The following is a 25,909-nucleotide window of genomic DNA, read 5'->3' as shown; positions in this document are numbered from 1 at the left end:
CGGGGCGCCGGCGTGCTTGTTGACAACCAGCCGCCCTCACTTTACCTTCACCGCGATATCTCTCCACCATAGAGATACTTCACCGTGGAGGTGCTGGGTGAGTGTGGTGCGTGCCGTCCGGTTTCCCGCCCGCCGATGGTTGGGCCTGGTCGTCGTCGCTTTGGGGGTGGCCTTGATCGTGGTGGATGCCACGATCGTCAACGTGATCGTCGCGTCGGTGGTCGGGGATCTGGGGATGACGTCCACGCAGACGCAGTGGGTGCAGGAGTCCTACGCCATCGTTTTGGCGGCGTTGTTGCTGCCGGCCGGGCGGCTGGCGGACATCGTCGGTGCCCGCCGGGTCTTCATGTGGGGCGTCGTCTTCTTCGGGGGCATGAGCGTGCCGGCGGCTCTGGCGCCCGAGGGCGGGTGGCTGGTGGCCGCGCGTTTCACGCAGGGGGTGGGTGCCGCGATGATCTTTCCGGCTTCCCTGGCCTTGCTCAACGCCGTTTTCGACGGGAAGGAACGAGCCCGGGCGTTCGCGGTGTGGGGTTCGACCATCGGCGCCGCGTCGGCGCTGGGCCCGCTGTTGGGCGGCTGGCTTGCGGTGCATGCTTCCTGGCGGTGGGCCTTCGGGATCAACATCCCGCTCGCCGTGCTGATTGGTGCCGGTTGCCTGCTGTTCCTGGCGCCCACCCCGCGCGGCGCCGGGCGTCTCGATCCGGCCGGGACGCTTCTTTCCGTGCTCGGTCTCGGTCTTGTGGCTTTCGCTCTGGTCGAAGGGCGGACGTACGGGTGGTGGGCTGTCATCCGGCCGCTGAAGGTGCCGGGCGGGTCGTGGAGTGGCGGTCCGTCGCCCGTCCTGGCCGCCCTGCTCCTGGGGACCGCGGCGCTGGCGGCGTTCGTCCGACGACAGGCCGTCCTCGCCGGGCGCGGCGACAGCGCCGGGGCGTTGATGGACCTCCGGTTGTTCTCCACCACGTCGTTTCGTAACGGCAACATCGTGACCGTGATCATCGGTCTGGGAGAGTTCGGCATCATCGCCGTGCTGCCCTTGTGGCTGCAGTTCGCTCTGGGGTACAGCGCGCTGGAGGCCGGGTTGGCCCTGCTGCCGCTGGCGGTGGGGAGTTTCGTGGCCAGCGGGGCGAGCTTCGGGGCGGCACGGCGGATCGCGCCTCTCGGCCAGGTCCGTGTGGGACTGGCGCTCGAGGCGGCCGGGCTGGGGCTGCTGGCTTGGGTGGCCGCTGTGGACAGCCCGTGGTGGCCCATCGCGCTGGCGCTCTTCGTGTACGGCACCGGTGTCGGTTTCGCCACCGCTCAGGTCACCAACGTCGCCCTCGCCGATGTTCCCGGCTACCAGGCCGGGCAGGCGGCGGGTGTCCAGTCCGCCTTCCGCCAACTGGGTTCCGCTTTGGGCATCGCGGTACTCACCACGGTCTTCCTCACCACCCTCGGCACGGGTGTGCGCGAGCGGCTGACCGCCGGCGGCATGCCCGCTTCCCGGGCGGGATCACTGGCCCAGACGGTCACCGACAGTGCCGGTGCCGCCATCGAACCCCTGTCGAGCGCCCCCGCCACCGCCGACGCCGCGAAGGCGGCCCGTGCTGCCATGACCGAAGGCCTCACCGTCGGCGGCTGCCTGGCCGCAGCCCTCGTCCTCCTCGCCCTGGCGATGACCACGCTCCTCCCCGGTGACGGTGCTCGCCGTACGGGCGGGGTGGGTACGGCGACGGTGCGCGAACCGGAGCGCGAAGCGCGCTGAGCGTGGCTCTGCTCACGTCGCCAAGCAGGGTTTCGGCAGCAGTCCGGGAGGCGGTACCCGCGCCGGATGTTCACGGATCCGGGCGGCAGCTCGGTGGTGGCCGGCGGGGGAGCCCTCTGCGGCCCGTCCGCAGTCCGGGGCGCAAGCGCTGGCCATGGGGGCAGGGGGCAGCCGCCATCGCGCCGTTGCCGACCATCGGCGGGTGCCTGGCCGTTCTCGTGGACATCGACCCTTCCGGCCTGCGGGTGCCTGGCGGAACTCGTGAACGACTGCCGGCGCAACTGGGGTTCTGGCTCAACTTCTGTGATCCGTGCACGGTGAGTGATGGCTGACGGTCGGAGTGGCTTCCAGGAAGTTGCCCGCAAGTGATCGTCAACCCGGTGGATGTGGCCGAAGTTCGGGGCCGTGCAAGAGGACGTGCTCCGGCTGGAGGAGTTGCTGTTCCCGTCGATCGCGGACGTCGTGGTGCTGTCGGTCGTCGTGAGCAAAGAAGCTGTTCTGCTCGATGCGAAGTTTGGCGGGCGGGGCCGAGTGTCCTGGCTGCGGGGGCCGGTCGGGGCGGGTTCGTAGCTCCTACCTGCGATTCCTGTCGATGTGCCGAGTGGGGGCCGCCGGGTGGTGCTGTCCTCGCGTGTCCGCCGGTTCAGATGCCGCAACGCGTCGTGCGGGCGGGGGGCCTTTGTCGAGTAGATACCGGGGCTGACCCGGCGGCAGGCCGGCAGACCGAGCGGCTGCGGTCCATGCCGGCGAGCGTGGGCCTCGCGCTCGCCGGCTGCGCCGGGGCCCGCCTGGCCCGCGTCTTGGGGGTGCCCGTCAGCCGGAGCACGGTCCTGCGGCTGGTCGCGACCCTGCCCGAGCCCGAGGTCCCGGCCCCGCGGGTGGTCGACGTCGACGAGTACGCCATGCGCAAGGGCCGCACCAACGGCACCGTGCTGGTCGACGTCGAGACACGCCGGCCGGTGGACCTGTTGCCCGACCGGGAGGCGTCGACACTGGCCGCGTGGCTGACCAAGCGTCCAGGCACCAAGGTGGTCTGCCGCGACCGGGCTCCGTCCTTCGCGGAGGGCGCCGCTGCCGGGGCGCCCCAGGCCGTGCAGGTCGCGGACCGGTGGCATCTGTGACACAACACGAGCGAGGCCGCCGAGCGGACCGTCGCCCAGCACCGCCGCTGCCTGCGCGTCCTCTTCCTCGAGGGAAACGGGTGGTGTGGTGGTGGTTATGTTTGGTATTGGGTGAGGTCGATGGTGTGGATGGTCAGGGGGTGGCCGTGGGTGGGGTGGGTGGTGTGTTGTGTGGGTGTCATGCCGAGTTTGTTGAGTACGTTGGCGGAGGCTTCGTCGTCGGTGCGTGCGATGCCGATGACGTGGTCGAGGCCGCGGTCTTGGAGGGCGTATTCCAAGGTGGCGTGGGCGGCTTCGCTGGCGTAGCCCTGACCCCAGTAGGGTCGGCCGAGCCGCCAGGTGATCTGTACGTCGTGTGATGTGTCCGCGGGGAGTTGTGTGGTGGTCAGGCCCACGGCGCCGGCGAGTTCGCCTGAGCCCAGGAGTTCCACGGCGAAGACGCCGAAGCCTTCTTCGTCCCATTCCTCTTCCCACTCTTCGATGGTCTGCGCGGTGGCGTCTTCGTCGAGGACGGAGCCGTCGCCGATCCAGCGCATGACGTGGGGGTCGGTGTGGATGTCGGTCAGGGGGGCGAGGTCATCGTCGTTCCATCGGCGCAGCAGCAGGCGGGGGGTGTAGATCTCGGTCATGGTCTCCATCCTGCCTTGCCCCGGAGTGGCCGGGGTGCGCGTGGCGGGCACGGACGCCTGTCATGCCGGTCGCTGTGCTTGCCGCTCTTCCGAATGCTGCCTGCTGTGGAGAGGGCCCGTGACGCAGGGGTACGGCGCTGTCTCTTCGTTCGGACGCACACTGGCCGTGAGCCCGTTGTGACGTCGGCCCCACCAGCGGCAGGGGGAGGGGATCCCCGGTCGGTGACTGTTGCACCGGCAGGTCGCCCCTGCGGATCGCTGAGGGGGCCGTGGTGGTGGAGGGCTGCCGGGCTCGCTGTACCTCGGTCGTGAGGCCGGTGGGTGAGTTGGTCGGGGCCGCGGACGGGAAGCAGCTCGCACAGCCCCGTCGCCCGCTGGGGCCTTACGTGCATCGACGGACTCGCCGCGTGGAATCGGACCGGCCCGGTGCCGGTTTGCCACTGCGGGTACCGTCCGGGCGTGAGGAGCGGAACGGCGTCGCCGTCGCTTCCGGCGAGTCGTCCAGCGGGTGGACGAAGACCCTGTAAGGGCTCTCCAAGGATGTCATGTGCTGTCCCGGGGCAGTGTGCCTGTTTCTCCGGTTACCGGCCTGGTGGCTTAGCGCGTCAGGCGCTTCGCGAGGCTGACGGTGGTGTGTGTGCTGCGAGAGACGTCGTGAGAGCGAAGGAGGCTCTTCCGTGGGAAGGCTGCCCGGTCGTACGAGTTCGTAGGAGTCTCACCCATGCTTGGCATCCTCGGCGTGGTGGTGTGGTGGTGAGTGGGCTGGGGCGGGCGGCGCATCCGGTGGCAGATGTCGCACCTTCCGAAGCGCGACGGGAGGATCCAGGTCGGCCTGGTTTTCCAAAGGGCTTCCGCGCCCTTGCGTCTGTGTTTTCAAGGTGAATGGCTGTTTCTGCTTCGGAAACGATGCTGCTGCTGTTTGGGGTGTGGGCGTTCTCCGCGCCGCCTAAGCCGTACTGTCCGCTGTCCGGTAGTGGTCTGGGGTGGCGCCCGCGCCGCGCCGCGTTGTGCGGCGGGTATGGAGCCGGTTGAGTGCCCGCTCCCCGCCGTCACCCGCTGGGGTTCCCGTAACTTCCCGCCGTCCAGTGGCCGTTGCCGGTTTTTCGTCGGTGCAGTCGCACCTTGGCACCCGGCGTGTTGGCGGCGGGTGCCGGAGCGCTTTTCCTGCGTGGATCTTGGGTGCGCGGGTCGGCGTGGCGTGGTGCGGCCGGTTCGCGTGGCCGGCGTCCTGGCATCCAGCGCCCGCGCCACCCTGGAAGCCGGGACCGGAAGGGGGTCCGTCTTCGCGGGCCGCCGGCAGCGCCATCCTGCTGCTGCCGGTAGTGCAGTCGGCCCCTCGGGTGTGCTCGTTCACCCCGGTCGGTCGCGGGCGAGTGTCCAGTCAGAGCCTGCCGTGTGCCTTGCTCCGGGGGCGGGTCCGCGATTCTTTGAGGTCACGCGTACGCGGTCCGCCCGGAGCGCGTCACATGACGATCTTTGCCCTCGCCGTCCCGCGGCGCTTCGTCGTCTTGGCTTTCAGGGGGGCGGGTACGTGTCGTGCGCGGTCCGCGTGTCGTGGGCCGGTCTCCGTGCAGTCCGTCATCTACGGGCACAGCGTGCCCACCCTGCGCGAGAAACACGTGCCCTCACCTCATCGGTCTCTGCGGAGCCTGTCGCCTGCGGGCAGAGCATGCGCATCCGGAAAGCCCGCGTTCTCGCGCCCCTGGGCGTAGCCCGTCGCCCGCTGACACCGCATGCTTTCCACGCGGGGAGCCCGCCCCGCTCTCCGCCGCCCCCTCCCGCGTCCTCGCCCTCCGTCTTCCGCCCTCTGCCCTCCTCACCTTCCTCCCTCCCGCCACTCCTCCGTCGTGCCCCTTCGTCCCCGGGTAGAGCAGGCAAGCCCCTCCGCTCTGCAAAGTGTTGTAAAGTTCCATGGTCACTGTTACTTCGTAACAAGTTTCATAGTTGTCCTATCGGCGGGAGGTGGGCGGGGTGTTGCAGATCCGGATCGGTGCCGAACGGGCTGCGGGCCCGGACGACCGTCTCGGGCGGGTGGTTTTGGGGTGGCGTCCGGGGATGAGCGAGGACGAGGCCTGGCAGGCGGGCCGCGGGATCTGGAAGTTCAACGCCGACCGGGCCCTGGCTCAGGAGGAGGCGCAGATCATCAATCTTGAGGGCACCGTTCTCGCGGTCGCGGTGATCACCGGGATCTCCAAGCACGGCGACCGCTATGCCCTCGAGGGCAAGGTCCTGCTCGGTGACCCGCGTGTCGGCCGGCCCACTCCGAGTCCGCATCTGTCCCGCAACCCCGTCACCTACATCTGAAGGGAGCAGGCCGGTGGGTGATTTCGACGCGATCGACTCGCTGCTCGCCGCTGTCGGCCCTCAGGTCGAGCTCCCCGGGCCGGGCAGGCGCCGGGAGCTGCGGGAGGGGGCCCGGTTGTCCAAGGCGCAGGTGGCCCGGGCACTGGAGGTGAGCCCGTCCACGGTGGCCGGGTGGGAGAGCGGCCGGGATCCGGTCGGCGAGACCCGCGCCAAGTACGCGTATCTGCTGGACGGACTGGCCGCCAAAATCACCACCACCGGCACCACCACCGGCACCACTGCCACTGGCGCTACCCCCGTCGCGGGGTCTGCCGCTGAGCCGACCGGGGACCAGCCCCCTGCCGCGAGTGATGCTCCTCCGGCTCCCTTCGCTTCCCCGGGGCCCGAAGAAGACGCTGACGAGGCGGGGTCCCCCGCCGAAGAAGGCGCTGACGGCGATGAGGTGGAGACCCTTGCCGCGCCTGAGCCGTGTGTGCTGTGTGGGCATCCGGCCGGGACCCGGGTGGCGGGTTTCGCCCAGCACCTTCATCCGGCCGACTGCCAGATCACCACTGCCGCGCCCGGCACGCCCACCGCGCCGCACGCCCGGCCCGTCGCAGCGCCCGCCCAGCGCGAAGGCGCCCCGGCCGGGAAACCGGCGGCACGCACACCGCGCACGACGGCGCGTCCCTCTGAACGTTCCCAGGGCCCGTCCCGTCGCGCCTTCCAGGAGCCGTCCGGTTCCGCCGACCTGATCACCCAGGCGGTCAAGGCCGCGCTCGCCGAGCACCACGGCGACGTCGAAGCGGCCACCGCGGTGCTGCTGAAGCGGGCGATCCCCGACGCGATGCGCCTGCTGGACGAGACCCGCAAGGGCGCCCGCTACGACGTGATCGCCCACCCCTGGATCCCCGACATCCTCAAGAAGCAGACTGCCCGCGGCGCCGACCAGATCTGGGAGGCGCGCCCCAAATGGACCCGCCACGAGCTGCCGCCCGGTGTGCACGAGGTGACGGCGCTGGACATCAACGGCGCCTACCTCTCCGCCCTCAAGACCCACCTCCCTCTCGGACAACTGGAACACTCCGCCGGCCTGCCCCACGACCGCCGTCGCGCCGGTGTCCACCTGATCACCCCGCCCGTATGGGAGCACGAGGATGTGCTGCCGAATCCGATCGGCCGGCGCGACGAGCCGGGGCCGCTGTGGGTGACCGAGCCGACGCTGCGCCTGCTGCTGCGCCTGTCCGGCCCCGCGTACGGCCTGTGCGCACCCCCCGAGATCCACGAGTCCTACACCTCCGGCGCCACGGAGAACCTTCTGGAGAAGTTCCGCATCGCCTTGAAGGACGCCCGGGACACCGCGATCGCCGAGGACGACGAGGTGACGCTGGAGTATGTGAAGGCGATGTACTCCAAGTTCGTCTCGACCATGGGGGAGTCGAACTACAACCGGGAGCTGTACCGCCCGGACTGGATGCACATCATCCGCTCCCAGGCCTTCTCCAACCTGTGGCTCAAGGCCCTCAAAGCCCACGACGCGGGCCTGGCGGTCGTCCGGGCGATGGGCACCGACGAGCTCCACGTCATCGGCGACTGGCGCCGTGTCTTCCCCGAGGGCCGCGGCGTTACCGAAGTCAAGATCAAGGACGTCTACACCGCCGGAACCGATACCGCCGGGCACACCGCGACGCAGGGGCAGGGGGAGGAGTAGTGCCGCAGAGGAACCTCGACTTCGGCAAGTTCGGCGCCCGCGGCATCAGGGGCAGTGACGCCGTGGCCCGCCGGCTCGACGAACTCGCGGGCGGCATCACGACCCCGGTGACCGCCAAGCGCGGCCTGATGGCGCGCCTGCACTACCTGACCACGTCGGGCAAGAGCCGTCAGGCCGCCCGCGACGCCGGCCTGGCGGTCACCGACCGGACCTTGAAGGCGTGGCTGGAGGGCAGGCGCCGGCCGTCGAAGGCGAACCTGGAGCGGATCGACGCCGCGTACCGGGCGGTGCGCCGGCAGAACGTCGCCCGGCACCTCCTCAAACGCCTCAACCGTGACGGACGCGGGACGAGGGTGGAGATCCACCCCCTCAACCAGTCCCAGGTTCCCCGCCCCTTGCAGCGCGTGATGGAGTACCGGACGATGAACGTACGCCGCTGGGACCGCATCGTCGCGTCCTGGGCGGCCGGTGACGACCGGGGCCTGGACGACGCGTGGACGACGGACGTGCTCCCGGACCTGGGGTCGCAGTGGGGCCAGTACGAGTACGTCACCAACGTCGGCTTCGCCGCGTAAAGACCGGCTCCGGCAGGGCCCGGAACCTTAAAACCCCGAGCCCGCGCCCCCGCACCAGAGGTGCCACCACGGCGGGGACGCCGTCACCCGGGCCGCCGACCGAGGCGCGCCGGGCCGGCCATCGAGTCCGCCGTACGGCCACGGCGACCGGCGAAGCGCCGGAGCAACCCCCCTCAACCACAAAAACACTGCGGCTGCCAGGCATCACGTACAACACGGCCGGACTGTTCCGTGACACCCGCGGCGCACCCCACCTGCACCCCTCCCGGGACGCGCACGACCACGAACCGGACATCATGCGACGACAGCGAAGCCGCGCACCCGCGCCCGGCCACGACCTCGCGCCACCCCGGTTCGGTGAAAGCCCGTCACGTACGGCCCCTGAGCAAACAGAAGAGACATCCCGGACCCCCCCTCGACCGCACGGGCCGGTATCACGTCGACCACGGCGGCCGGCAGCACCCGGATACCGCCCGGTGCCACGCCACCGCCCGCGAAGGCGCATGCGAACCGGGCCACCTCGGCGCCGGCCGCGCCGACCCCACCGTACGGGCCGGCCGAACACGGCAGCATGGTCTGCACCCCGGAGGCTGGCTCGCCCGCATGCCCCATGCCGGCGCGAAAGCACCCTCGGGCAAAGTCACAGCGCGCTCCGGCCCAAGCGGGACAGCCCCTTGAGCGCCTGGTCCCGGCTCCGCCCCAGGGCCACCACCCCCACGGCCCGCGACCACCCCCACGGCCCGCGACCACCCCCACGACCCGTGGCCAGGACACCGCAGGAGGCGGCGCTGAAGTACGCCTGGTGACGTTGGAGATGGTGACGCCGGACCAGCCGGCCAGACCGGCGATCCGCCCACCCCCAATGAAACGGGCCAGACAATCGCCGCCCCCACCACTGTCGCCGACGTGCTCCCCCCCACGCCGCTGGTGCGGCTGAGCAGCCGGCACAGCATGCCCCCCGGGGCGGCCCTGGCACCGGCATCGGCGACCACGAAACCGGCAGGACATCCACCACCGGCACGCCGCAATCCGGCTTCCCGCCGTCGCCGGGCAACACCCCCAAGACGGAGGCGCACCCTGTGCTGATGGAGCCGGCCGGAATCCTGAGCCCGGGGATGGGGATACCGCGACACCGGTGCCGTATGCAGGATGCCCGCGGCCACCTCACGAATCGCGCCGCCGGCGAACACAGCGAACACAGCGAACACAGCGAACACGGCGAACACGGCGAGCTCGGCACCGGGGACGTGATGGGCGGCGAGGAACGCGCCGAGCCGAGAGCCTGCCAGCAGGCGGTGCCGGAACGCCGGAACACCGTCACGCCGGAGTGCCGGAACGTCCGTCGCTCACGCCCAGCGCACGGTCGACCGTACGGGCCGCGTCACAGCCGGTTGCCCCGGCATCGTGGCCACCTGTTCCACGGGCTTGCGGCACTCCCCGGCACAGACTTTCCGGCCTTTCCGGCATGCCCCGCTCCCTCCCGATCAAGGGGAGAGGGCGGCGGGGGAGGGCCTGCCGGTTAGCCCGCGTTACGAGGTCGCCGGCCGATGAGCCCGGTCAGCGAGGCGACCGTGGTGCGCGGCGGCTGTCGCAGGTCGCGGTCCGGATGCAGGACGGTGTGCAAGGCGGCGCAGGCGAGTGCGCCGAGGGCGAAGCCATAGCCGGCGACCAGCCCGTGTCCGTTCTCCTGCGTGAACCACATCGCCAATCCCAGCACCGGCACGCCGAGGGCCAGCAGCCGGTTCTTGCGGACGGCCTGGTCGCGCTCCGCGCTTTCGCCGCCGGGGCTCTTCCCGGCGACCTCGCTGTCCGGGTTCTCATCGGCTCCGCCGCGCAGCAGCAGGGCCGCGGCCAGCGTCGCGCCCAGGAAGTAGGTGGCACCGGAACTGCCGGCGAAATTGCGGGGGTCGGTGCTGTGGGAGGTCTGGCCCCAGAGTTTGTCGATCTGCTCGGGCAGCAGGATGCCTGCGGTGAACAGGCCGAGTGCCAGCGGCGCGCCCCAGAACCAGTCGGCGAAGATCGCGACGGCGGCGAGGGTGGCGATGTTCCAGGCCGCCCCGCCGAAGCCGCCGTTTTGCATGAAGACAGAGGTGACCGGGCGCCACCAGCCGGATTTCGACGGGTCCGCGTCGAGCGCGCCCATCGCCCCCGGCCAGCAAAGCTGGAGGGCCACACCGGCGAGTGCGAGCAAGGTCAGGCCGACACCGGCCCAGGGGATTCGCCGCCGGCCCAGTGTGCTCCGGCCGAGCAGGGCCAGACCGCCGTTGAACATCAGCACCATCAGTGCCGCCGTGGTCACGTTGAACAGCACGATGCCCATCGTCACCACCCCCCTTCGAACCGTGTGCGATTGCGATGACCATGACATTAGCGCGCCCCGGACCTCTTTCAAACACTGTTTGAAAACTGGTGCGGATCGCTAGACTGCCGCCGTGAAACTGACCGCAGACCTGATCACCGACGCGGGCATGGCGGTCTTCGCCCGGACCGGCTACCACGCCTTCTCCATGCGCCAGGTTGCGGACCACCTCAACGTGCACGCCGGCAGCCTCTACTACCACGTGCCCAGCAAGACCGCACTGCTCCATCTGATGGCCGACCGGGTGGCCGAACAGGCCTACCAGGCCGGTACCGCCGCCCTGGCCCGACTTCCCCCGCAAGCAGGCTGGCCGGCACACGTCACGGCACAGATGACCGCCTTGAGGCAGAGCATCCGGCAACACCCCGGTGGAGCGATCATGCTCGCCGGCAGCCCGAAAACCCTCAGTCCCGGCGCACTCTCGCTGATGGAACGGCTGCTCACCACCCTCGCCGACGCCGGCGTGCCCCCACAGCACTGCGGCACCGCCGCCGACACCCTGCTCAGTCACGTCACCGGTTATGTGCTCCAAGAGCAAAGCGACCCACCCGTGACGCCGGTCACCGCCGAGGACATCACCGCCCTCCACCAGAACTTCCCCCGGACGACGGCCGCCGCCGTCGCACACGGACCGGACGACAAGTTCACCCGCAGCCTGGACCTGCTCTGCGCCGCCATCAAAACGCTGATCCGGCCACCTTCCGAAACACCGCCGCCCGGAGCACCGGATGAAAAAGGGAGCGACGGACACTCACACCGCACCAACTCACCGACGACAACGGAAAGACCACCGACAAAGCGCCTCTGACAAGACGAACACCTCACCGGCGACAACCATGCTGCCCCGCCCGGCCCCGCCCGCCCCTTCACCAAGCCGCATCAGCCACATCCCCGGCCCCCGGCACATCCCCGCCCCCCGGCGTACCCGAGAACCCCCGCACACATCCGGCCCGCCGCCCGCCCGGCCGCCCCTGCCAAAACCTCCCCGCTGAACGCGACGCGGGACCAGCGCACCAGAGCGCGACCAGATCCACGCAACGCTGCCCCGGCGAACCCGCGGCCCCGCGCCGGGCGTTGCCGGCGAAGACACCAAACTCCACCGGCTGATCACCCGCCCTCTCCACGCACGTCCTCAAGACCGGAAAAGTCCTCCCCGGCATGAAACCGGCGCGCCACCCGAAAGGCGAGCGCTCACATATCGCTCCTGCATCCGTTTCACCGGCCGCTCACCCTCCCCGGCCGAGGTGCGACCGAGAACGTTCCGGCAAGCCGCTGCTGAACCGGCGCAGAGCCGTCCGGCACGGGCGGCACCTCCGGCCACCACGAGCGTCCCGGCACCGGCGGCCAAGGCGAAAGGCTCCGGCACCGATGACGGCGGCAAGACCGGCAAGGGCGCCGCCCGCAGCACCACCACCCCGACAGGCTCCCGCCAAGCGGCCCGGAAGGAGAGGGCGTCCGGCCCGGGCGACAACGCGAGCGACGCCGGGGACAGGGGTGAGAAGGGTGGCTTCGTCCATGGCCCGAGAGCGGTGGTGCCGACGGAGGTCCGCAGCAGCGACCACTGCGACCGCACCCGCACTGCCGGCGGTAAAGAGGAAATGACGGCCGCACCACTCCAGGGCCCTGGACGCCCCGACCACGCCGTCACCACCTGGTTGACCACCGCCCCCGCCGCCCGCCACACGGCACACGGCACCGGCACTGCGGCGGGCGGCGGGCCGGCCGCATCGAAAGGCAGCGGCCCCCGCGCGTCCGCCTTCACCCTCGTGCCCGTCGCCCCCCTCGGGTGGCCCGGGCCACCCGAGGGTTCGGCCGACGACGGCCGGGCGGCGGTCGCCGGCATCGACGTCCGTGGCACTGGTGCGGGGATCGTGGTCGATCAGCAGGACGGCGACGGCCGAGGTGAGGACGAGCAGACCGGCGGCCACCAGACGGATGGCCGTCGGGCAACCGTGGACCATCGTCTGAAGGCGCAGGCGTCCGGCCCCGGCGGGGGCCGGCGACGGTGTGGGCGCGGACGCAGGCGGTAATGCTGCCGGCGGCGATGCTGCTCCGTCGTACAGGGCTCGCTGCCAAAAGCCCTCGACCCGGAGCGGGCAGACCCCGGTCCTCGCTCCCACCCACCCACCCACCCGCCACGCGGCCGCAGCTTCGCATCGGCAGATCCGGAATCGGCCCGATCGGACACGGGCCGTGCGGGCCGGCGCCCGGTGCCCCTCCGGTCGTTCGGCTACGCGTGCTCGGCCAGGAAGGGCAGCATGACGTCCGCCATTTCGTCGGGTACCTCCTCGGCGAGGTCGTGCCCGGCGTCGAAGACGTGGCCGGTGACCCGGTGGGCGAACAGCCGCATCTGGGACTCGTTGCGGTCGCCGAGGAAACCGGAACCGCCGAGGGCCAGGACGGGGATGTCCAGCTTTCTGCGGGCCGCCTGCCGGTTCTGCTCGGCGTCGACGAGCATGGCCCGGTAGATCGACAGCATGGCGCGGATGCCGCCGGGCAGGGAGTAGCAGCGCACGTACTCCTCGATGGCGTCGGGGGTGGCGGTGTCCGGGTGGCTGCGCTCGTTCTTGATCATGTAGGTGATCAGTTCGCGTTCGTGTCCGGCGATGAGCATCTCGGGCACGTCCGGCTGGAAGTAGAAGCCCAGGTGCCAGAAGTGCGTGCCGGCCGAGACGTTCTCGCGGGTGAGCGCGGCGTGGTCCTCGAAGCCGAAACCGGGGAACAGTGCTTCGGCGAAGACCAGGCAGCGCACGTGAGCGCGGTGCCGGGCGGCCAGTTGGTAGCCGGTCACGGCGCCCCAGTCCTCTCCGGCCACGCTGTAGGTGTCGTGCCCGAGGTGGGCCATCAGCGCGGCGATGTCGTCGCTCATGGTCGCGGAGTCGTAGCCGTCCGCGGGACGGGCGGAGTCACCGAGGCCGCGGAGGTCGGGCACGACGACGGTGTGGTGCGGTGTCAGCTTGGGGACGAGGTGCCGCCAGTGGTAACCGGTCTTCGGCACGCCGTGCAGCAGCACGACCGCCGGGCCGGATCCGGCCGTCCGGTAGTGCAGGCTCGTCCCGTTGACGGTGGCACGCCCGGTGCGGACGGGCGCCTGGTGATGGTCGACAATCATGGTTCCGCCTTCCGAATGTGGGGTGCCCGGTATCGCTCGGCCGCGCCCGCGGCCCGTTTCGGCGACTTCTCCGGATCGTCCGATGCCCTATCTGGATCGGCCGATACAGATTCCGGGCGGAAAAAAGTCAGTCGAGGGTGGTCAGCGCGACCTCCACGAGAGGTTCCAGGACGCGGGCATCCGGAGTGACCTTCGAGGAGACGAGGAGACCGTTGAGGAACGTGACGAGGAAGGCCGCCAGGGTGTACGCGTCGTGCCGCGACGAGATCTCGCCGCGCTCGGCGGCCGCGCGCAGCAGGTCGGCGAGCGCCTCCTGGTTGGCGGCGAGCACATCCCGTACGACGCGCCGGGTCGGCCGGTCCTCGGGCAGGCGCTCGGTGACGGCGTTGACCAACAGGCAGCCCCGCCCGTCGTGTTCGACGGCGATCCTGATCCGCTCGACCAGCAGCGCACGGATCGCCGAGCGGGCGTCCGCGCCCTCTTCGAGACCGCTCAGGGCGGCCGCCGCGAACGTGCTGCGATAGTGCTCCAGCGCCGCCCGGTACAGGCCGTCCTTGTCGCCGAACGCCGCGTACAGGGACCCCTGGCCGATCCCGAGGTGCCGGGTGAGGTCGCGCACCGAGGTCGCCTCGTACCCGCGCGTCCAGAACAGCTCCATCGCGCGGCTCACCACCGCCTCGGTGTCGAACTCCCGGGTCCTCGCCATGTATCTACCGTAACGTTTCTGGATCGTCCGATCAAGAATGAAGGGCGAACGGGCGCGTCGGCCGCTCCGGCTGCCGCAAAGCAGCGGTGACGTGACACCAAATCAGGCGACGATGGTCTGCAGAGAAGTATCAGCAAAGAGCCGTCAACCAGATGTCGGTGGCGGAGTCCTGACGGCCTGCTGGTTTCCACCGTCATGACGACGGATCGGCGCTGACGGCCGTGACGAAAGGCCAGGTCATTGTTCGTGCCGACTCCGAGGGCAGCCGTGCAGGCCGTGCGGATCAGGGGCGCGCGGTCGTCGCTTGCCGGTCGTTGGCTGCCGTGAACGCTGCTATGGCCCCGGTTCCCTTTTCGCCCCGGCTCCCGTCAAGCACAGCAGGAAGACATGCGGCGGCATGCCAGGGCGGCACGGCGGGGTTTGCATCACGCGCTCGGCATGACGATCGCCGCTCACCGGCGGTGGCGCACCCGGGTCCAGACCCCGGCCCACTCCGGCGCGGACGAGAGGGCGGCCCTGAAGCGGGTGCGGGTGCCGGTGCCGACGAAGCCCGGACATCCCACAGCACATCAACCGGATCAAGGAGGATCCGCAGAAGCTGCCGTGGCCGGCGGGAAACACCGGCCCGACCGGGTCGTGCCCGTGGTGTCGTCTACGGACCCGGCGCGATGAACTCGACGCCAGAGCCGCCCCTTCGAGGACGACGGCGACCAGACCGTCACCGTCGACGGCTACGGCTTCCACCGGAAGGGGCCGGGCACACTTGAAGTCGGCGACCGTGTGCTCCTGCCCCAGAACTTACGTCAGCGTCCTGCATCACGGCCCGGGCCCTTTCCCCGGCGCCGTGACCGAGCCGGGCACCACCTACACCGGGCCTCTCGGCGCGATCGTCTCCCAGGCCCCCGCCACCCCGCGGCGGCAGCCCAACTGAAGCACGTCCGCGGCCCCAACACCCAAAGCAGCCGGCGGAAGTTTCCACGTCAAACCCGAGCGCGCCACCAAGCCTCTCAACACCATGTACGCCGCTGCGCCCTTCGCCGCAGTCGTCCCTCGCCCCGCACCCGGCCACATGCCGACGGCAGCGGCACCCGCTCGGCCCGGCGACGCCGGCGCTTCGTATGATCACCGTGCGGGGAACGGGAAGCCGACCACCTTCGGAGGGCGAACGACCATGTCGGAACAGCGTGTTGTCCTGGTGACGGGCGGAGGAACGGGAATCGGGGCCGCCACCGCCCGGCTGCTGCGCACCGCCGGGCACCAAGTCGTGATCTCCGGGCGGCGGCCCGAGCCGCTGCACCAGGTGGCCGAGAAGACCGGAGCACTGGCACACCCTTCCGACACCACCGACCCCGAGGCCGTGCGCGAGCTCGTCGAGACGACGGTGACGACCTACGGGAGACTCGACGGTGTGGTGCTCAACGCCGGAATCGGGCGGCCCGGCGCGGTCGGCGACACCACGGTCGAGGACTGGGAAGAGCTGATACGGACCAACCTCACCGGCCCGTTCCTGCTGCTGCGTGCCGCACTGCCGCATCTGCTGGCCGCCCGCGGCGCGGTGGTCGCGGTCGCCTCGGTCGCCGCGCTCCGCAACAGCGCCGGCAACGCCGCCTATGCGACGTCCAAGGCGGGTCTGCTCCACCTCTGCCGCTCCCTCGCCGTCGACTACGGGCCGCAGGGGCTGCGGGCCAACGCGGTGTGCCCGGGCTGGGTGCGGACGGAGATGGCCGACCGGCGGATGACGCGATTCGCGGCGGAGGCGGGGCTGGCAGGCGGAGCCGACGCGGGGTACGAGGAGGCGACCCGGCTGTCTCCCGCCATGCGGCCGGGTGAGCCGGAGGAGGTCGCCGAGGCGATCGACTGGCTGCTGTCGCCCGCCGCGTCCTACGTCAACGGGGCCGTCCTCACCGTCGACGGCGGGGTGACCACATCCAGCGTCAGCGGCGTCGCCTTCGACTACCGGATCGAGGCGCGCACCCCGCGCCGGTAACGGACTACCGGACAGGCCCGTTCCACAGGGCCGGCGGGCCTTGGCTTGGCCTTGGCCCCAGGACAGGGCCAAGGCCCCACAAAGAGACTGGGCCGGGACAAAACCCCAGAGGCAGCCGTGCCCGCCACCGGACACTTCGACACCGACGGCATGGCCCCATGACCAACGGCCACTCGAGCCGCTCCGCCCGTAAAACCTGGGGAGACACTCCAGTGCCGATCTGCGTCATGCCGCCCCACCACGACACGTCGGGCGCGACGGCGCCGAACGTACGCCGCACCAGGACAGGAGCCGCTCTCCGCTTGCCCGGACGGGGCAGCGAGCATGTTCCGTGTCGCTGCTCCAAGGCGAGGACCGCTCTGGCGACCACCGACTCTCGATGCAAGCTGCACCGGGCGGCTTTGCGGAAGACCCGCCAGGACTCCCGCCGGGCCACACCCCACTCGACCGGCGCCCGTGCCGCGGAAAGCGCGCGGCTGACGATCTGCTGGGCCGGTGACAGTCCATCACCCAACGGGCGTCTGACGGATGTGATCACCCACGGGCCGGCTCCCAGGCAGGCACGGTCGGCGAAGACCGGGATGCCCTGACGTTCGCGGATCCGGATAATTCGGTGGATGCGGGCCGCGGCCAGGTCATGGGCCCGGCCGGGCAGTGCGGGGGGCGAGACCCACAGCAGCCGTCCGGCCGAGTCGGTCACAACTTGCACGTTCACCCCGCATCGGCGGCGATAGCTGGAGTGGCCGGTCCGGCTGTCGCCGGTCCGGCCGCACTCCGCCAGGGTGCCGTCCGGCAGGACGCAGTCGGGACCGGCCCCGCGCAGGGCACGCGGCAGCCCAGGCGCACGGCCGGCGAGCAGGCCGAAGATGGCTGTCGCGTACGCGTGGGCGGTGCCGACGGCGATACCGAAGCCGGCGGCGGTCTGCGGGAGAGTGCCCTGCCGGCACGGGTGCACCAGGCCGACCGGGGCACGCTGGCGCGGCGGAAGCTTGCAACGGCGGCCAACCCCCGGAAGAGGGTGGCGGGTTGGCAGTGACCGGCCGTCCGGGGCACTGCCGTATCGGCCGCGCCGGCCGATGGCCCATCAGGGGGGCCCGCGCCCCCACTGCGCGGCATGCAGCAGGTCATGCAGCGGGGAAAGGGGGTCGGCTCGGGTCAGGGCTGCCAGAGCACCTGGGACTGGACGTCGTCGTATTCGACACCGTTCAGGATGTAGCCGGCGGACGCAAGGTAGTAGGTCCCGTGCTCGACGGGACCGAGTGCCGACCGGTACGTGTCCTTGCCATTGATCGTCCGGCCGGAGCGGTTCCAGGAGATCCGCACCAGGTGCCCGGATTTCCACGGGTCTTCCATGAGACGCAGCACCAACTCGACCGCGTGCCCGGATGTGGTGAAGGTGTAGGCGCGCATTGCCACGATCTGGTTGTTCTGGATCTCCAGGCAGGCATCGAGTTGCACGCCGTTCTTGTCGATGGGGGCCGGGGCGGTACCGGGGGTGCTGTAGCCGCCCCGGCACGCCAGCCCGTTGTGGTCGCTGGCGTGCGCGGCGGGGGCCGGGGCCACCGTTGTCGCTGCCAGGGCGGCGATGACGGCAGCGTAGAGCCGCAACTTCACAGGGTTCTCCTCAACGGCAGGACGGAACGGTGGCCGTGACGTGACAGTGACTCATCCGTAGTAGATGACCTTGGACTGGACGTTGTCGTACCACTTGCCGTCCGGGCCGAAGATGTAGCCCATCGAAGCGTTGTACCAGGTACCGTGCGGCGGATCGGGGTTCACACCGCCGAACTTGACGGTGAACGACTGGCTGCCATCCAGCCACACGTTGTTGATCCATTTCGGTCCGCCCCCCTGGACCTGCCCGTTGACGACCCGGTTGAGCTGCAACCAGAGCTTGGCCGGCTTCAGCCCGCATTCGCGATGGTCGCAGTATGTCGGCCCTTGCAGCATATGGCCTGAAATATATAGGTGCCCGCCCGGGTCAATACCGATGCACGGCTGGAGTTGGGCCTTGTTGGCATCGGTGTACACCGAGTCGCGGCACCACTCGCCGCCTTGGGTGGTGGCGTGGGCCGCGGTGGGCATGGTGATGAACGCGCAGGTGGTGGCCGCGACGGCCGCGGCCGTCGTCAGGGCTTTACGGAGACGCACTGCATTCCCTCCCCAATGCCCGGCGCGGCGTCGGGCATACCGAGTGTGATGCGTACACGTCACCCGCGCACCGGCTGGTAGCCAAAAGACTGGACGCGTTCCGGACATCATCAAATTCCACATCAAGGCGGCCACGACACGAACCCGAGGCCATGCCGACGACGCCCCGAGACGGCCGGCACCACGGACCTCCCCATCGACCAAACACTCAAAGCACTACACCGCCGGTATGTGTGGCTCGTTCATGTCTTCGGCCAAGGGAGTGCGATGCCGCCGGCCCGTATCCCGTTTTCGATACAGTGACGATACGTGTCGGCTCGTAGCATCAGGCTATGCGTGTACTAGTCGTCGAGGACGAGCCCTACATGGCAGAGGCCATCCGCGATGGGCTGCGCCTGGAAGCGATCGCGGCCGACACCGCCGGTGATGGTGATACCGCTCTGGAGCTGCTGAGCACCAACGCTTACGACATCGCCGTCCTCGACCGGGACATCCCCGGACCCAGCGGTGACGAGATCGCCGAACACATCGTCGCTTCCGGCAGCGGCATGCCCATCCTCATGCTGACCGCTGCCGACCTGCTCGACGACAAGGCCACCGGGTTCGAGATCGGCGCCGACGACTACCTCACCAAGCCCTTCGAACTCCGCGAACTCGTGCTCAGGCTCAGAGCGCTTGACCGCAGGCGAGCTCACAACAGGCCACCTGTGCGGGAGATCGCGGGCTTGCGTGTGGATCCGTTCCGCCGCGAGGTCTACCGCGAGGGCCGCTACATCGCGCTGACCAGGAAGCAGTTCGCTGTGCTCGAAGTCCTCGTCGCTGCCGAAGGCGGTGCCGTCAGCGCGGAGGAGTTGCTGGAGCGGGCGTGGGACGAGAACGCCGATCCGTTCACCAATGCCGTGCGCATCACGGTCTCGGCCCTGCGTAAACGCCTCGGCGAGCCCTGGCTGATCGCCACCGTGCCTGGGGTCGGCTACCGCATCGACGCGGGACCGGACGCCGATGACGGGGGAGCGGTGCGTGGATAGGCGTCAAGGGCTGAGCGTCCGCCTCAAGTTCACCCTCAGCTACGCCGGGTTCCTCGTGATCGCGGGCGCCCTGCTGCTCGCCGCCGTGTGGTTGTTCCTTCTGCGGAGCAGGCCGAACAGCCTGGACGTCCGCGATCGGTCCGACTTCCTGCGCGTCTTCGACCCGGGCAATTTCGGCCCGGTCGTCTTCGTCCCGGCGGGAATCCTGGCGCTGGCGTTCCTGCTGGTGTTCGGTCTCGTCGGCGGGTGGATTCTGGCCGGCCGGATGCTCGCTCCGCTGACACACATCACCGATGCCACACGCAAGGTGGGGGACGGACCGCTCTCCCACCGGATCCGTCTACCGGGCCGCCGAGACGAGTTCCGCGAGCTCGCCGACTCCTTCGACGCCATGCTCGCGCGGCTTGAAGCCCACGTCGCCGGACAGCAGCGATTCGCGGCCAATGCCTCTCACGAACTGCGCACTCCGCTGGCGGTCACGCAGACGCTTCTCGACGCGGCCCGCAACGATCCGGACCGTGACACCTGTGAGCTGGTCGAGCGCCTGCGCGTGGTCAACACCCGGGCCATCGATCTCACTGAAGCGTTGCTCCTGCTCAGTCGGGCCGACCAGCGGTCGTTCACCAGGGAACGCGTCGACCTGTCCCTCCTGGCGGAAGAAGCCACTGAAACGCTCCTCCCCTTGGCGGAAAAGCAGGGCGTCACCATCGAAACCTCCGGCGACGTGGGCACCACCATCGGCTCACCTGCGCTCCTGCTGCAGATGACGACGAATCTTCTGCACAACGCGATCGGCCACAACCTGCCTGAAAAGGGCATCGTATGGGTGAATACCAGCGTCCGGCCCCATACGGTGGTGCTCACTGTCGAGAACAGTGGCGAGAGGCTCACCCCACGGATGGTCTCGACCCTTGCCGAGCCGTTCCAGCGCGGCACCGAACGCATACACAGCAGCCACGCGGGTGTCGGTCTCGGCCTGGCCATCGTCAAGTCCATCATCCAGGCACACGACGGAACCCTCACCCTCGCCCCCCGCTCCGCCGGCGGGCTCCGTGTCACGGTGCACCTGCCCGCCGCGTCAGCGCGCACCCAAGCAGGAGGCCGAGCGAGCCTGACAGGGGGCGGGCGGGCCTGATGAACCTCCCTCTCGGCTGTGGCGGAGGCGCTGTAGCCGTACCGGGCGTGTCCTGCAACGCGGCCCGGACGGCGCCGGCAGAGATGCGGGCCACCATCGGCGACGCCCGCTCACTGTTCACCGACGCCCAGGCTGGGATCGCAGGGAACTACCGCGGGTGGGCTTGGAGGTGAGCGCGGTGGCGACCTCGTCGAGGCGCGCCCCGCGGGAGGCCTTGAGAAGCACCACATCGCCGGCGGTGAGCCGACCGCGCAGCCACTCGATGGCCGCGGCGTTGTCGGCCAGTGCCACCGCCCGCTCCTTGGCACCGTCGGCGAGCGGCCGGGCGCCGACCGCGAGCACCACGTCGGCACGGAAGGCGGCGTACTCCCCGATGGCGTGGTGCTGAGCCTCGCTGTCGTCGCCGAGTTCGAGCATCTCGCCGAGGACGGCGATGCGGCGCTTTCCCTCGATTGCCGCCAGTGTGTCCAAGGCGGCACGGGTCGAGTCGGGGTCGGCGTTGAAGGAGTCGTCGAGCAGCCTTGCGCCGCCGGCGAGGTCGCGTAGCTCCAGGCGCCGCTTCGACAGCGAGACCGTGGGCAGCGCCGCCGCTGCCACTTCGAGGGGGACGCCGACCGCCAGCCCCGCCGCCGCGGCGGCCGCCGCGTTGAGGGCCTGGTGAGTGCCCGCGAGCGGCAGCGTGACCGGTGCCCAGGCGGCGGCGGTCCGCAGGGTGAAGGACGGCCGGGCGAGCCGGTCAAGGACCACGTCGTGCACGCGAACGTCGGCGTGTTCCGCCTGGCCGAACGTCAGCACCGGGCGGTCGGTGAGCGAGCGCATCGCGGCCACCCGGGGATCGTCGGCGTTCAGGACCGCGGTGCCGCCGGGCGCCAGACCCTGCACCAGCTCACCTTTGGCCTGGGCGATCGCCTCGCGTGACCCGAGATGGCTGAGGTGGGCCTGGCCGACGTTGAGGACGACCCCGACGTCGGGTGCGACCAGGCCGGTGAGTCGGGAGATGTCACCGATGCGGCGGATGCCCATCTCCAGGACGAGAAACCGGGTGTCCTCGGTGGAACGCAGCATGGTGAGGGGCATGCCGAGTTCGTTGTTGAGCGAGCCGATCGTGGCGATCGTCGGCGCGGAACCCGACAGGACGGCCGCCAGCAGGTCCTTGGTGCTGGTCTTGCCGCGGGATCCGGTCACTCCGACGACGGTCAGCCGGTCGCGCAGATGTGCCACGACGTGGGCGGCGAGCGCCTGCAAGGCGGACTTGGCATCCTCGACGAGGACGGTCGGCAGCGCCGTGGGCCGGGAGCCGAGCACGGCCACCGCGCCGGCCCGGCCGGCCTGGTCGGCGTAGTCGTGGCCGTCGGCGTGTTCGCCGGCGAAGGCGACGAAGAGGCCGCCCGGCTCGGCCAGGCGGCTGTCGAGTACGGCCGGGGCGGTCACTGTCACGGCGCCGTCGCCCTCGACTGTTCCACCCACTGCTGTGGCGATCTCGCCGAGGCTGAGCGGGATCATGTCTGGACCGCGCACGGATCGATGAAGAGCGTTGACAGCCGTCCGGTCGCTGTGGCGGCGATCGGGGGCGGGGCGGCAAGGCAGCGGATGGCAGAGGTTGGTTCGCTGGAGAACATGCCTTCCAGCCAAGAGGACCTGGTGTTGCCGGCACGTATGCGGTTTTCGATACGCGGACGATATGTTGTCGACCAACACCCCGGGAGAGCATGGCCGCGGCTGGGCGGCCGCGCCGGCTCGCTCGTGGGGTCGACCAGGCTCTCCGACAGCGTGAGCGTCAAGTCCGACGGCAGCGTTGGCGGTCTTGCGCGTTCGCCTTGTCGGCATCCGCCAGGGGCTGGAGACTCGTCCTTGCAGATCGGGTCAAGCATCGGCCTGAGCTTGTAGCGGCCGGCAACATATCGTCGGCATATCAAAAAACGCATACGCGCCGGCAACATCCGGTCCTCTTGGCTGGAAGACATGAATTCCAGCGGACCAGCACGAGCGGTGACGTGCCGCACCCGAGCGCCGGCGGCGACCTCGCGAACCGTCTCGACAACGGGAATCACGGTCTATGGGTGCGATCAGGACGAGGTTCTTCTCTTCCGAGAAATAGCGCCTCGCTTCGGCGTGGTGCCGACCATCACGAAGGCAGCGGTATCCGAGGCCACTGTCGACCTGGCAGTCGGGAACCGATGCATCAGCATCGGTCACAAGACGCAGGTCACGCGTGCCACGCTCAGCGCACTGAGCCGCGTAGGTGTGGAGTATCTCTCCACACGAAGCGTCGGATACAACCACATCGATGTGAGCCATGCGGAAAGCGTCGGTATCTCCGTCGGGAACGTGGCTTATTCTCCCGACAGTGTTGCCGACTACACGCTCATGCTGATGCTCATGGCCGTGCGTCACGCGAAGGCCACCATCCGTCGCACCGACGCTCATGACTACCGACTGAGTGAGACACGCGGCAAAGAGCTGCGCGACTTGACTGTCGGAGTGGTCGGCACAGGACGTATCGGCACAGCAGTCATCGACCGGCTGCGAGGCTTCGGCTGCCGTGTGCTGGCCTACGACAATCGCCCCGAGGCCCCCGCCGATCACACGCCGATCGACGAGCTGCTTCGGCACAGCGACATGGTCACGCTCCATACTCCGCTCACCGCGGAAACCCACCGTCTCATCGATCGCCGACGCATCGAGCAGATGAAACACGGCGCGTTCGTCATCAACACCGGACGCGGGCCGCTCATCGATACCGAAGCTCTTCTGTGGGCGTTGGAGAGCGGCAGGCTGGGTGGCGCGGCGTTGGACGTCCTCGACGGTGAGGAAGGAATCTTCTACACCGACTGCCGGAGCAAGCCCATCGAGAACCGCTCGCTGTTGCGGCTACAGGAGCTGCCGAATGTTCTCATCAGCCCGCACATGGCCTATTACACCGACCACGCACTGAGCGACATCATCAGGAACAGCCTCCTCAACTGCCTCGACTTCGTAAACGGGAAAGCATGAACAAGTTGAAGATCGGAATCATCTTCGGGGGCTCTTCCGAAGAACACCCCGTCTCCGTCAAGTCCGCCCAAGAGGTCGCAAACAACCTCGACAGCGACACATACGAACCGTACTGGATCGGCATAACGCAGTCCGGTTCCTGGCAGCTCTGTGACTCCCCCGGCACGGACTGGGAGAACGCAGAGACTCGTCCGGTCGTGCTGTCGCCCGACCACAGCGTCCACGGACTGCTCGTCCTGGAACAGGAACGATTCGAAGTGGTCCGTCTGGACCTCGTGTTGCCCCTTCTGCACGGCACATGTGGCGAAGACGGCGCGATCCAGGGTCTGTTGGAGCTCTCCGGCATTCCCTACATCGGCTGTGACATCCAGAGCTCTGCCATGTGCATGGACAAATCCCTGACCTATACCGTCGCCAAGAGCGCGGGCATCGCCACGCCCAATTTCCAGGTGGTAACGGAGAACGAGAAGGTCGACGCCGACCGGCTTCCTTATCCGGTCTTCGTGAAGCCGGCTCGTTCGGGCTCGTCCTTCGGCGTCAGCAAAGTCGCCGGTGCGGAGGGCCTGTCGGGTGCACTGGATGCCGCACGGCAGTACGACTCGAAGGTCCTGATCGAAGAGGCTGTGACCGGGAGCGAGGTCGGCTGCGCGATCCTGGGGAACTCCTCCGCCCCGATCGCGGGCGAGGTGGACCGTGTAGCCCTCTCCCACGGATTCTTCAGGATCCACCAGGAGGCCTCACCCGAGACCGGTTCGGACAACTCGACGTTCATCGTTCCCGCCGACATTTCCGAAGAATCGCGCCGGCGCGTCCAGGAGAGTGCCAAGACCATCTACCGCACATTGGGCTGCCGGGGGCTTGCCCGCGTGGACATGTTCCTCCAGGACGACGGCCAGGTGGTACTCAACGAAGTCAACACCTTTCCCGGCATGACCTCCTACAGCCGCTACCCCCGGATGATGGCCGCCGCCGGGATGCCGCTTTCCGACGTCATCGATCGGCTCGTGTCGATGACACTGGACCGGAAAAAGCGATGAACGGTGACTTCGCGTACCTGGACGAGCTGGTGCCCGGCATCCGCTGGGATGCCAAGTACGCCACCCGGGACAACTTCACCGGACGGCCGGCAGACGGATACCTGGTGAATCGGATAGTCGGCACCGAAGCCTTGTGCGAAGCCCTGGGGCGAGCGCAGGAGAAAGCCGCGTCCAGTGGCTTCGGCCTGCTGGTCTGGGACGGATACCGTCCGCAACGCGCCGTCGACTGCTTCCTGCGCTGGTCAGAACAGCCGGAGGACGGTCGGACAAAGCAGCGCCACTACCCCAATATCGAGAGGTCCGAGCTTTTCGACAAGGGATATGTGGCCGCCAAGTCGGGCCACAGCCGAGGCAGTTCCGTCGACTTGACGCTCCACACCCTTGCCACCGGAGAAAACGCTTCCATGGGTGGCGGCCACGACCTCATGGACTCGGTCTCGCATCATGGAGCCGGAGGAATAGAACCCATCGAAGCGGAAAACCGCGAGTGCCTTTGCTCCATCATGACGGACTGCGGATTCGCTCGCTACGACAGCGAGTGGTGGCACTACACGCTGGAAAGCGAGCCGTACCCGGATGTCTATTTCGACTTTCCCATCACATGACAGAAGCCTCCCTTACGTCTCACAGTGGGGAAGCCTGGACCGGAACGACGAGGTCGTCATCCGGCGTGCCGCACCATCGGGTATCGACGTCTTCCTGAGGCGCACCGATCCATCGCAACTGCACGACTGGGCCTCCGACGGATACCACTCGCGCGAGGAGTACCTGTTCTGGTCCCGAAAAATCTGCGGCTTGGCCTGCCTGCAGTCCCTGCTGCACGGCTGGACGGATGTCCGACTGTCGATGCGTGAACTCCTCGCGCAGGCCCTGGACTGGGGCTGCTACGTGGTGGAACCCGATGGCAAGGTCCAAGGACTGATATACCGGCCATTCATGGCTTGGGTCAGCTCACAATTCGGCTTCACATGCCAACTGGTCGAGAACGCACCGCTCCAGGCATCCGCCCGAGCGGTGCGCCCCGGGCAGGTCCTGATCGCTTCGGTGTCTCCTGAGATTCGCGACCCGAGAACCCACGAACCGCAACGTGGAGGGCACCTCGTGCTGATTCATGCGGTCCGAGGCGGGATCGTGCGGTTCCATAATCCGTCGGGCTACTCCTACAACGCAAAATCCGCATCGCTGCCCATGCGCGTCTTCGAGCGGTTCCATGCGGGACGAGGAATCCTGGTCCGCGCGGGACCGTGAGGCCAGGTGAACCGGCACCGCGCGCGCTGCCACCGGCGGCCACTTGGCGGGGCACAGGGAACCCACGATGAACCTTCCCGACGCGTTGCGTC

At 69.2% G+C, this 25,909-nt stretch carries 22 protein-coding genes and 1 pseudogene; 14 read left to right on the top strand and 9 right to left on the bottom strand.

The features are described from left to right. The first annotated feature begins 97 nt into the window (after positions 1-97). The 3 genes from ACZ6X9_RS29515 (at position 98) to ACZ6X9_RS29505 (ending at position 2,862) form a co-directional block, all read left to right on the top strand. The gene (locus ACZ6X9_RS29515) at positions 98-1,741 is read left to right on the top strand and encodes an MFS transporter (RefSeq protein ID WP_469781068.1); all 1,644 of its coding nucleotides are present in this window, start codon (positions 98-100) and stop codon (positions 1,739-1,741) included. Between the two features lie 405 nt (positions 1,742-2,146). Then, complete coding sequence (locus ACZ6X9_RS29510) at positions 2,147-2,311, top strand: hypothetical protein (RefSeq protein ID WP_469781067.1); 165 nt, start codon at positions 2,147-2,149, stop codon at positions 2,309-2,311. A gap of 170 nt (positions 2,312-2,481) precedes the next feature. Continuing rightward, positions 2,482-2,862: an ISL3 family transposase gene (locus ACZ6X9_RS29505; RefSeq protein WP_469781066.1), complete on the top strand. Its 381-nt coding sequence runs from the start codon at positions 2,482-2,484 to the stop codon at positions 2,860-2,862. A 95-nt stretch (positions 2,863-2,957) separates the two neighbouring features. Here ACZ6X9_RS29505 and ACZ6X9_RS29500 read toward each other — a convergent pair whose 3' ends face one another. Further along, positions 2,958-3,491, bottom strand: coding sequence for a GNAT family N-acetyltransferase (locus ACZ6X9_RS29500; RefSeq protein WP_469781065.1), 534 nt, complete (start codon positions 3,489-3,491; stop codon positions 2,958-2,960). Between the two features lie 2,055 nt (positions 3,492-5,546). Between ACZ6X9_RS29500 and ACZ6X9_RS29495 the strand changes: the two genes are divergently transcribed. From ACZ6X9_RS29495 to ACZ6X9_RS29485, 3 genes are read left to right on the top strand one after another with little or no spacing between them, the layout of a single operon-like run. Beyond that, positions 5,547-5,795 carry a hypothetical protein gene (locus ACZ6X9_RS29495; RefSeq protein WP_469781064.1) on the top strand — a complete coding sequence of 83 codons (249 nt, stop codon included), beginning with the start codon at positions 5,547-5,549 and terminating at the stop codon, positions 5,793-5,795. Positions 5,796-5,808: 13 nt separating this feature from the next. Then, positions 5,809-7,485 carry a helix-turn-helix domain-containing protein gene (locus ACZ6X9_RS29490; RefSeq protein ID WP_469781063.1) on the top strand — a complete coding sequence of 559 codons (1,677 nt, stop codon included), beginning with the start codon at positions 5,809-5,811 and terminating at the stop codon, positions 7,483-7,485. Next, entirely contained in the window at positions 7,485-8,060 is a 576-nt protein-coding gene (locus tag ACZ6X9_RS29485; RefSeq protein WP_469781062.1) for a transcriptional regulator, read from the top strand. The genes ACZ6X9_RS29490 and ACZ6X9_RS29485 overlap by 1 nt, the downstream gene beginning before the upstream one ends. A gap of 294 nt (positions 8,061-8,354) precedes the next feature. On the opposite strand, the gene ACZ6X9_RS29480 is transcribed toward ACZ6X9_RS29485, so the two are convergent. Beyond that, positions 8,355-8,642, bottom strand: a complete 288-nt coding sequence (locus ACZ6X9_RS29480; protein WP_469781061.1) for a hypothetical protein — start codon at positions 8,640-8,642, stop codon at positions 8,355-8,357. Between the two features lie 937 nt (positions 8,643-9,579). Next, positions 9,580-10,380, bottom strand: coding sequence for a hypothetical protein (locus tag ACZ6X9_RS29475; protein ID WP_469781206.1), 801 nt, complete (start codon positions 10,378-10,380; stop codon positions 9,580-9,582). A gap of 112 nt (positions 10,381-10,492) precedes the next feature. Here ACZ6X9_RS29475 and ACZ6X9_RS29470 point away from each other — a divergent pair, with 112 nt between their 5' ends. After that, the gene (locus tag ACZ6X9_RS29470) at positions 10,493-11,227 is read left to right on the top strand and encodes a TetR/AcrR family transcriptional regulator (protein ID WP_469781060.1); all 735 of its coding nucleotides are present in this window, start codon (positions 10,493-10,495) and stop codon (positions 11,225-11,227) included. A 1,422-nt stretch (positions 11,228-12,649) separates the two neighbouring features. Here ACZ6X9_RS29470 and ACZ6X9_RS29465 read toward each other — a convergent pair. Both ACZ6X9_RS29465 and ACZ6X9_RS29460 read right to left on the bottom strand, forming a co-directional pair. Then, on the bottom strand, positions 12,650-13,531 hold the full coding sequence (locus ACZ6X9_RS29465) for an alpha/beta fold hydrolase (RefSeq protein ID WP_469781059.1): 882 nt from the start codon (positions 13,529-13,531) through the stop codon (positions 12,650-12,652). A gap of 127 nt (positions 13,532-13,658) precedes the next feature. After that, positions 13,659-14,237, bottom strand: a complete 579-nt coding sequence (locus tag ACZ6X9_RS29460) for a TetR/AcrR family transcriptional regulator (RefSeq protein ID WP_469781058.1) — start codon at positions 14,235-14,237, stop codon at positions 13,659-13,661. 1,171 nt (positions 14,238-15,408) lie between these two features. On the opposite strand from ACZ6X9_RS29460, the gene ACZ6X9_RS29455 reads away from it, so the two are divergent. Beyond that, on the top strand, positions 15,409-16,224 hold the full coding sequence (locus ACZ6X9_RS29455; protein WP_469781057.1) for an SDR family NAD(P)-dependent oxidoreductase: 816 nt from the start codon (positions 15,409-15,411) through the stop codon (positions 16,222-16,224). A gap of 331 nt (positions 16,225-16,555) precedes the next feature. On the opposite strand, the pseudogene ACZ6X9_RS29450 reads toward ACZ6X9_RS29455, so the two are convergent. The 3 genes and pseudogenes from ACZ6X9_RS29450 to ACZ6X9_RS29440 form a co-directional block, all read right to left on the bottom strand. Next, a pseudogene (locus ACZ6X9_RS29450) lies at positions 16,556-17,224 on the bottom strand (transposase family protein); the annotation flags it as partial. 155 nt (positions 17,225-17,379) lie between these two features. Then, positions 17,380-17,838 carry a hypothetical protein gene (locus tag ACZ6X9_RS29445; protein ID WP_469781056.1) on the bottom strand — a complete coding sequence of 153 codons (459 nt, stop codon included), beginning with the start codon at positions 17,836-17,838 and terminating at the stop codon, positions 17,380-17,382. 51 nt (positions 17,839-17,889) lie between these two features. Continuing rightward, positions 17,890-18,375, bottom strand: a complete 486-nt coding sequence (locus ACZ6X9_RS29440) for a hypothetical protein (RefSeq protein WP_469781055.1) — start codon at positions 18,373-18,375, stop codon at positions 17,890-17,892. Positions 18,376-18,707: 332 nt separating this feature from the next. Between ACZ6X9_RS29440 and ACZ6X9_RS29435 the strand changes: the two genes are divergently transcribed. After that, positions 18,708-19,403: a response regulator transcription factor gene (locus tag ACZ6X9_RS29435; protein WP_469781054.1), complete on the top strand. Its 696-nt coding sequence runs from the start codon at positions 18,708-18,710 to the stop codon at positions 19,401-19,403. Beyond that, positions 19,378-20,538 (top strand): sensor histidine kinase, encoded by a 1,161-nt coding sequence (locus ACZ6X9_RS29430; RefSeq protein WP_469781053.1) that lies wholly within the window; start codon positions 19,378-19,380, stop codon positions 20,536-20,538. The genes ACZ6X9_RS29435 and ACZ6X9_RS29430 overlap by 26 nt, the downstream gene beginning before the upstream one ends. Positions 20,539-20,655: 117 nt before the next feature. On the opposite strand, the gene ACZ6X9_RS29425 is transcribed toward ACZ6X9_RS29430, so the two are convergent. Further along, positions 20,656-22,041: a UDP-N-acetylmuramoyl-tripeptide--D-alanyl-D-alanine ligase gene (locus ACZ6X9_RS29425; RefSeq protein WP_469781052.1), complete on the bottom strand. Its 1,386-nt coding sequence runs from the start codon at positions 22,039-22,041 to the stop codon at positions 20,656-20,658. Positions 22,042-22,500: 459 nt separating this feature from the next. Here ACZ6X9_RS29425 and ACZ6X9_RS29420 point away from each other — a divergent pair, with 459 nt between their 5' ends. Genes ACZ6X9_RS29420 through ACZ6X9_RS29405 form a run of 4 tightly spaced genes read left to right on the top strand, consistent with a single transcriptional unit; the run spans position 22,501 to position 25,817 of the window. Next, positions 22,501-23,532 (top strand): D-isomer specific 2-hydroxyacid dehydrogenase family protein, encoded by a 1,032-nt coding sequence (locus ACZ6X9_RS29420; protein ID WP_469781051.1) that lies wholly within the window; start codon positions 22,501-22,503, stop codon positions 23,530-23,532. Next, positions 23,529-24,569: a D-alanine--(R)-lactate ligase gene (gene vanA / locus ACZ6X9_RS29415; RefSeq protein ID WP_469781050.1), complete on the top strand. Its 1,041-nt coding sequence runs from the start codon at positions 23,529-23,531 to the stop codon at positions 24,567-24,569. Before ACZ6X9_RS29420 ends, vanA begins: the two co-directional genes overlap by 4 nt. Then, on the top strand, positions 24,566-25,174 hold the full coding sequence (gene vanX, locus ACZ6X9_RS29410) for a D-Ala-D-Ala dipeptidase VanX (protein ID WP_469781049.1): 609 nt from the start codon (positions 24,566-24,568) through the stop codon (positions 25,172-25,174). Before vanA ends, vanX begins: the two co-directional genes overlap by 4 nt. Beyond that, on the top strand, positions 25,146-25,817 hold the full coding sequence (locus tag ACZ6X9_RS29405) for a hypothetical protein (RefSeq protein WP_469781048.1): 672 nt from the start codon (positions 25,146-25,148) through the stop codon (positions 25,815-25,817). The genes vanX and ACZ6X9_RS29405 overlap by 29 nt, the downstream gene beginning before the upstream one ends. The last annotated feature ends 92 nt before the right edge of the window (positions 25,818-25,909 follow it).

Source organism: Streptomyces sp. NPDC052910 (genome assembly GCF_055585605.1).
Note: the sequence above shows the minus strand (reverse complement) of the source record. Positions and strands in the feature narration are given on the sequence as shown.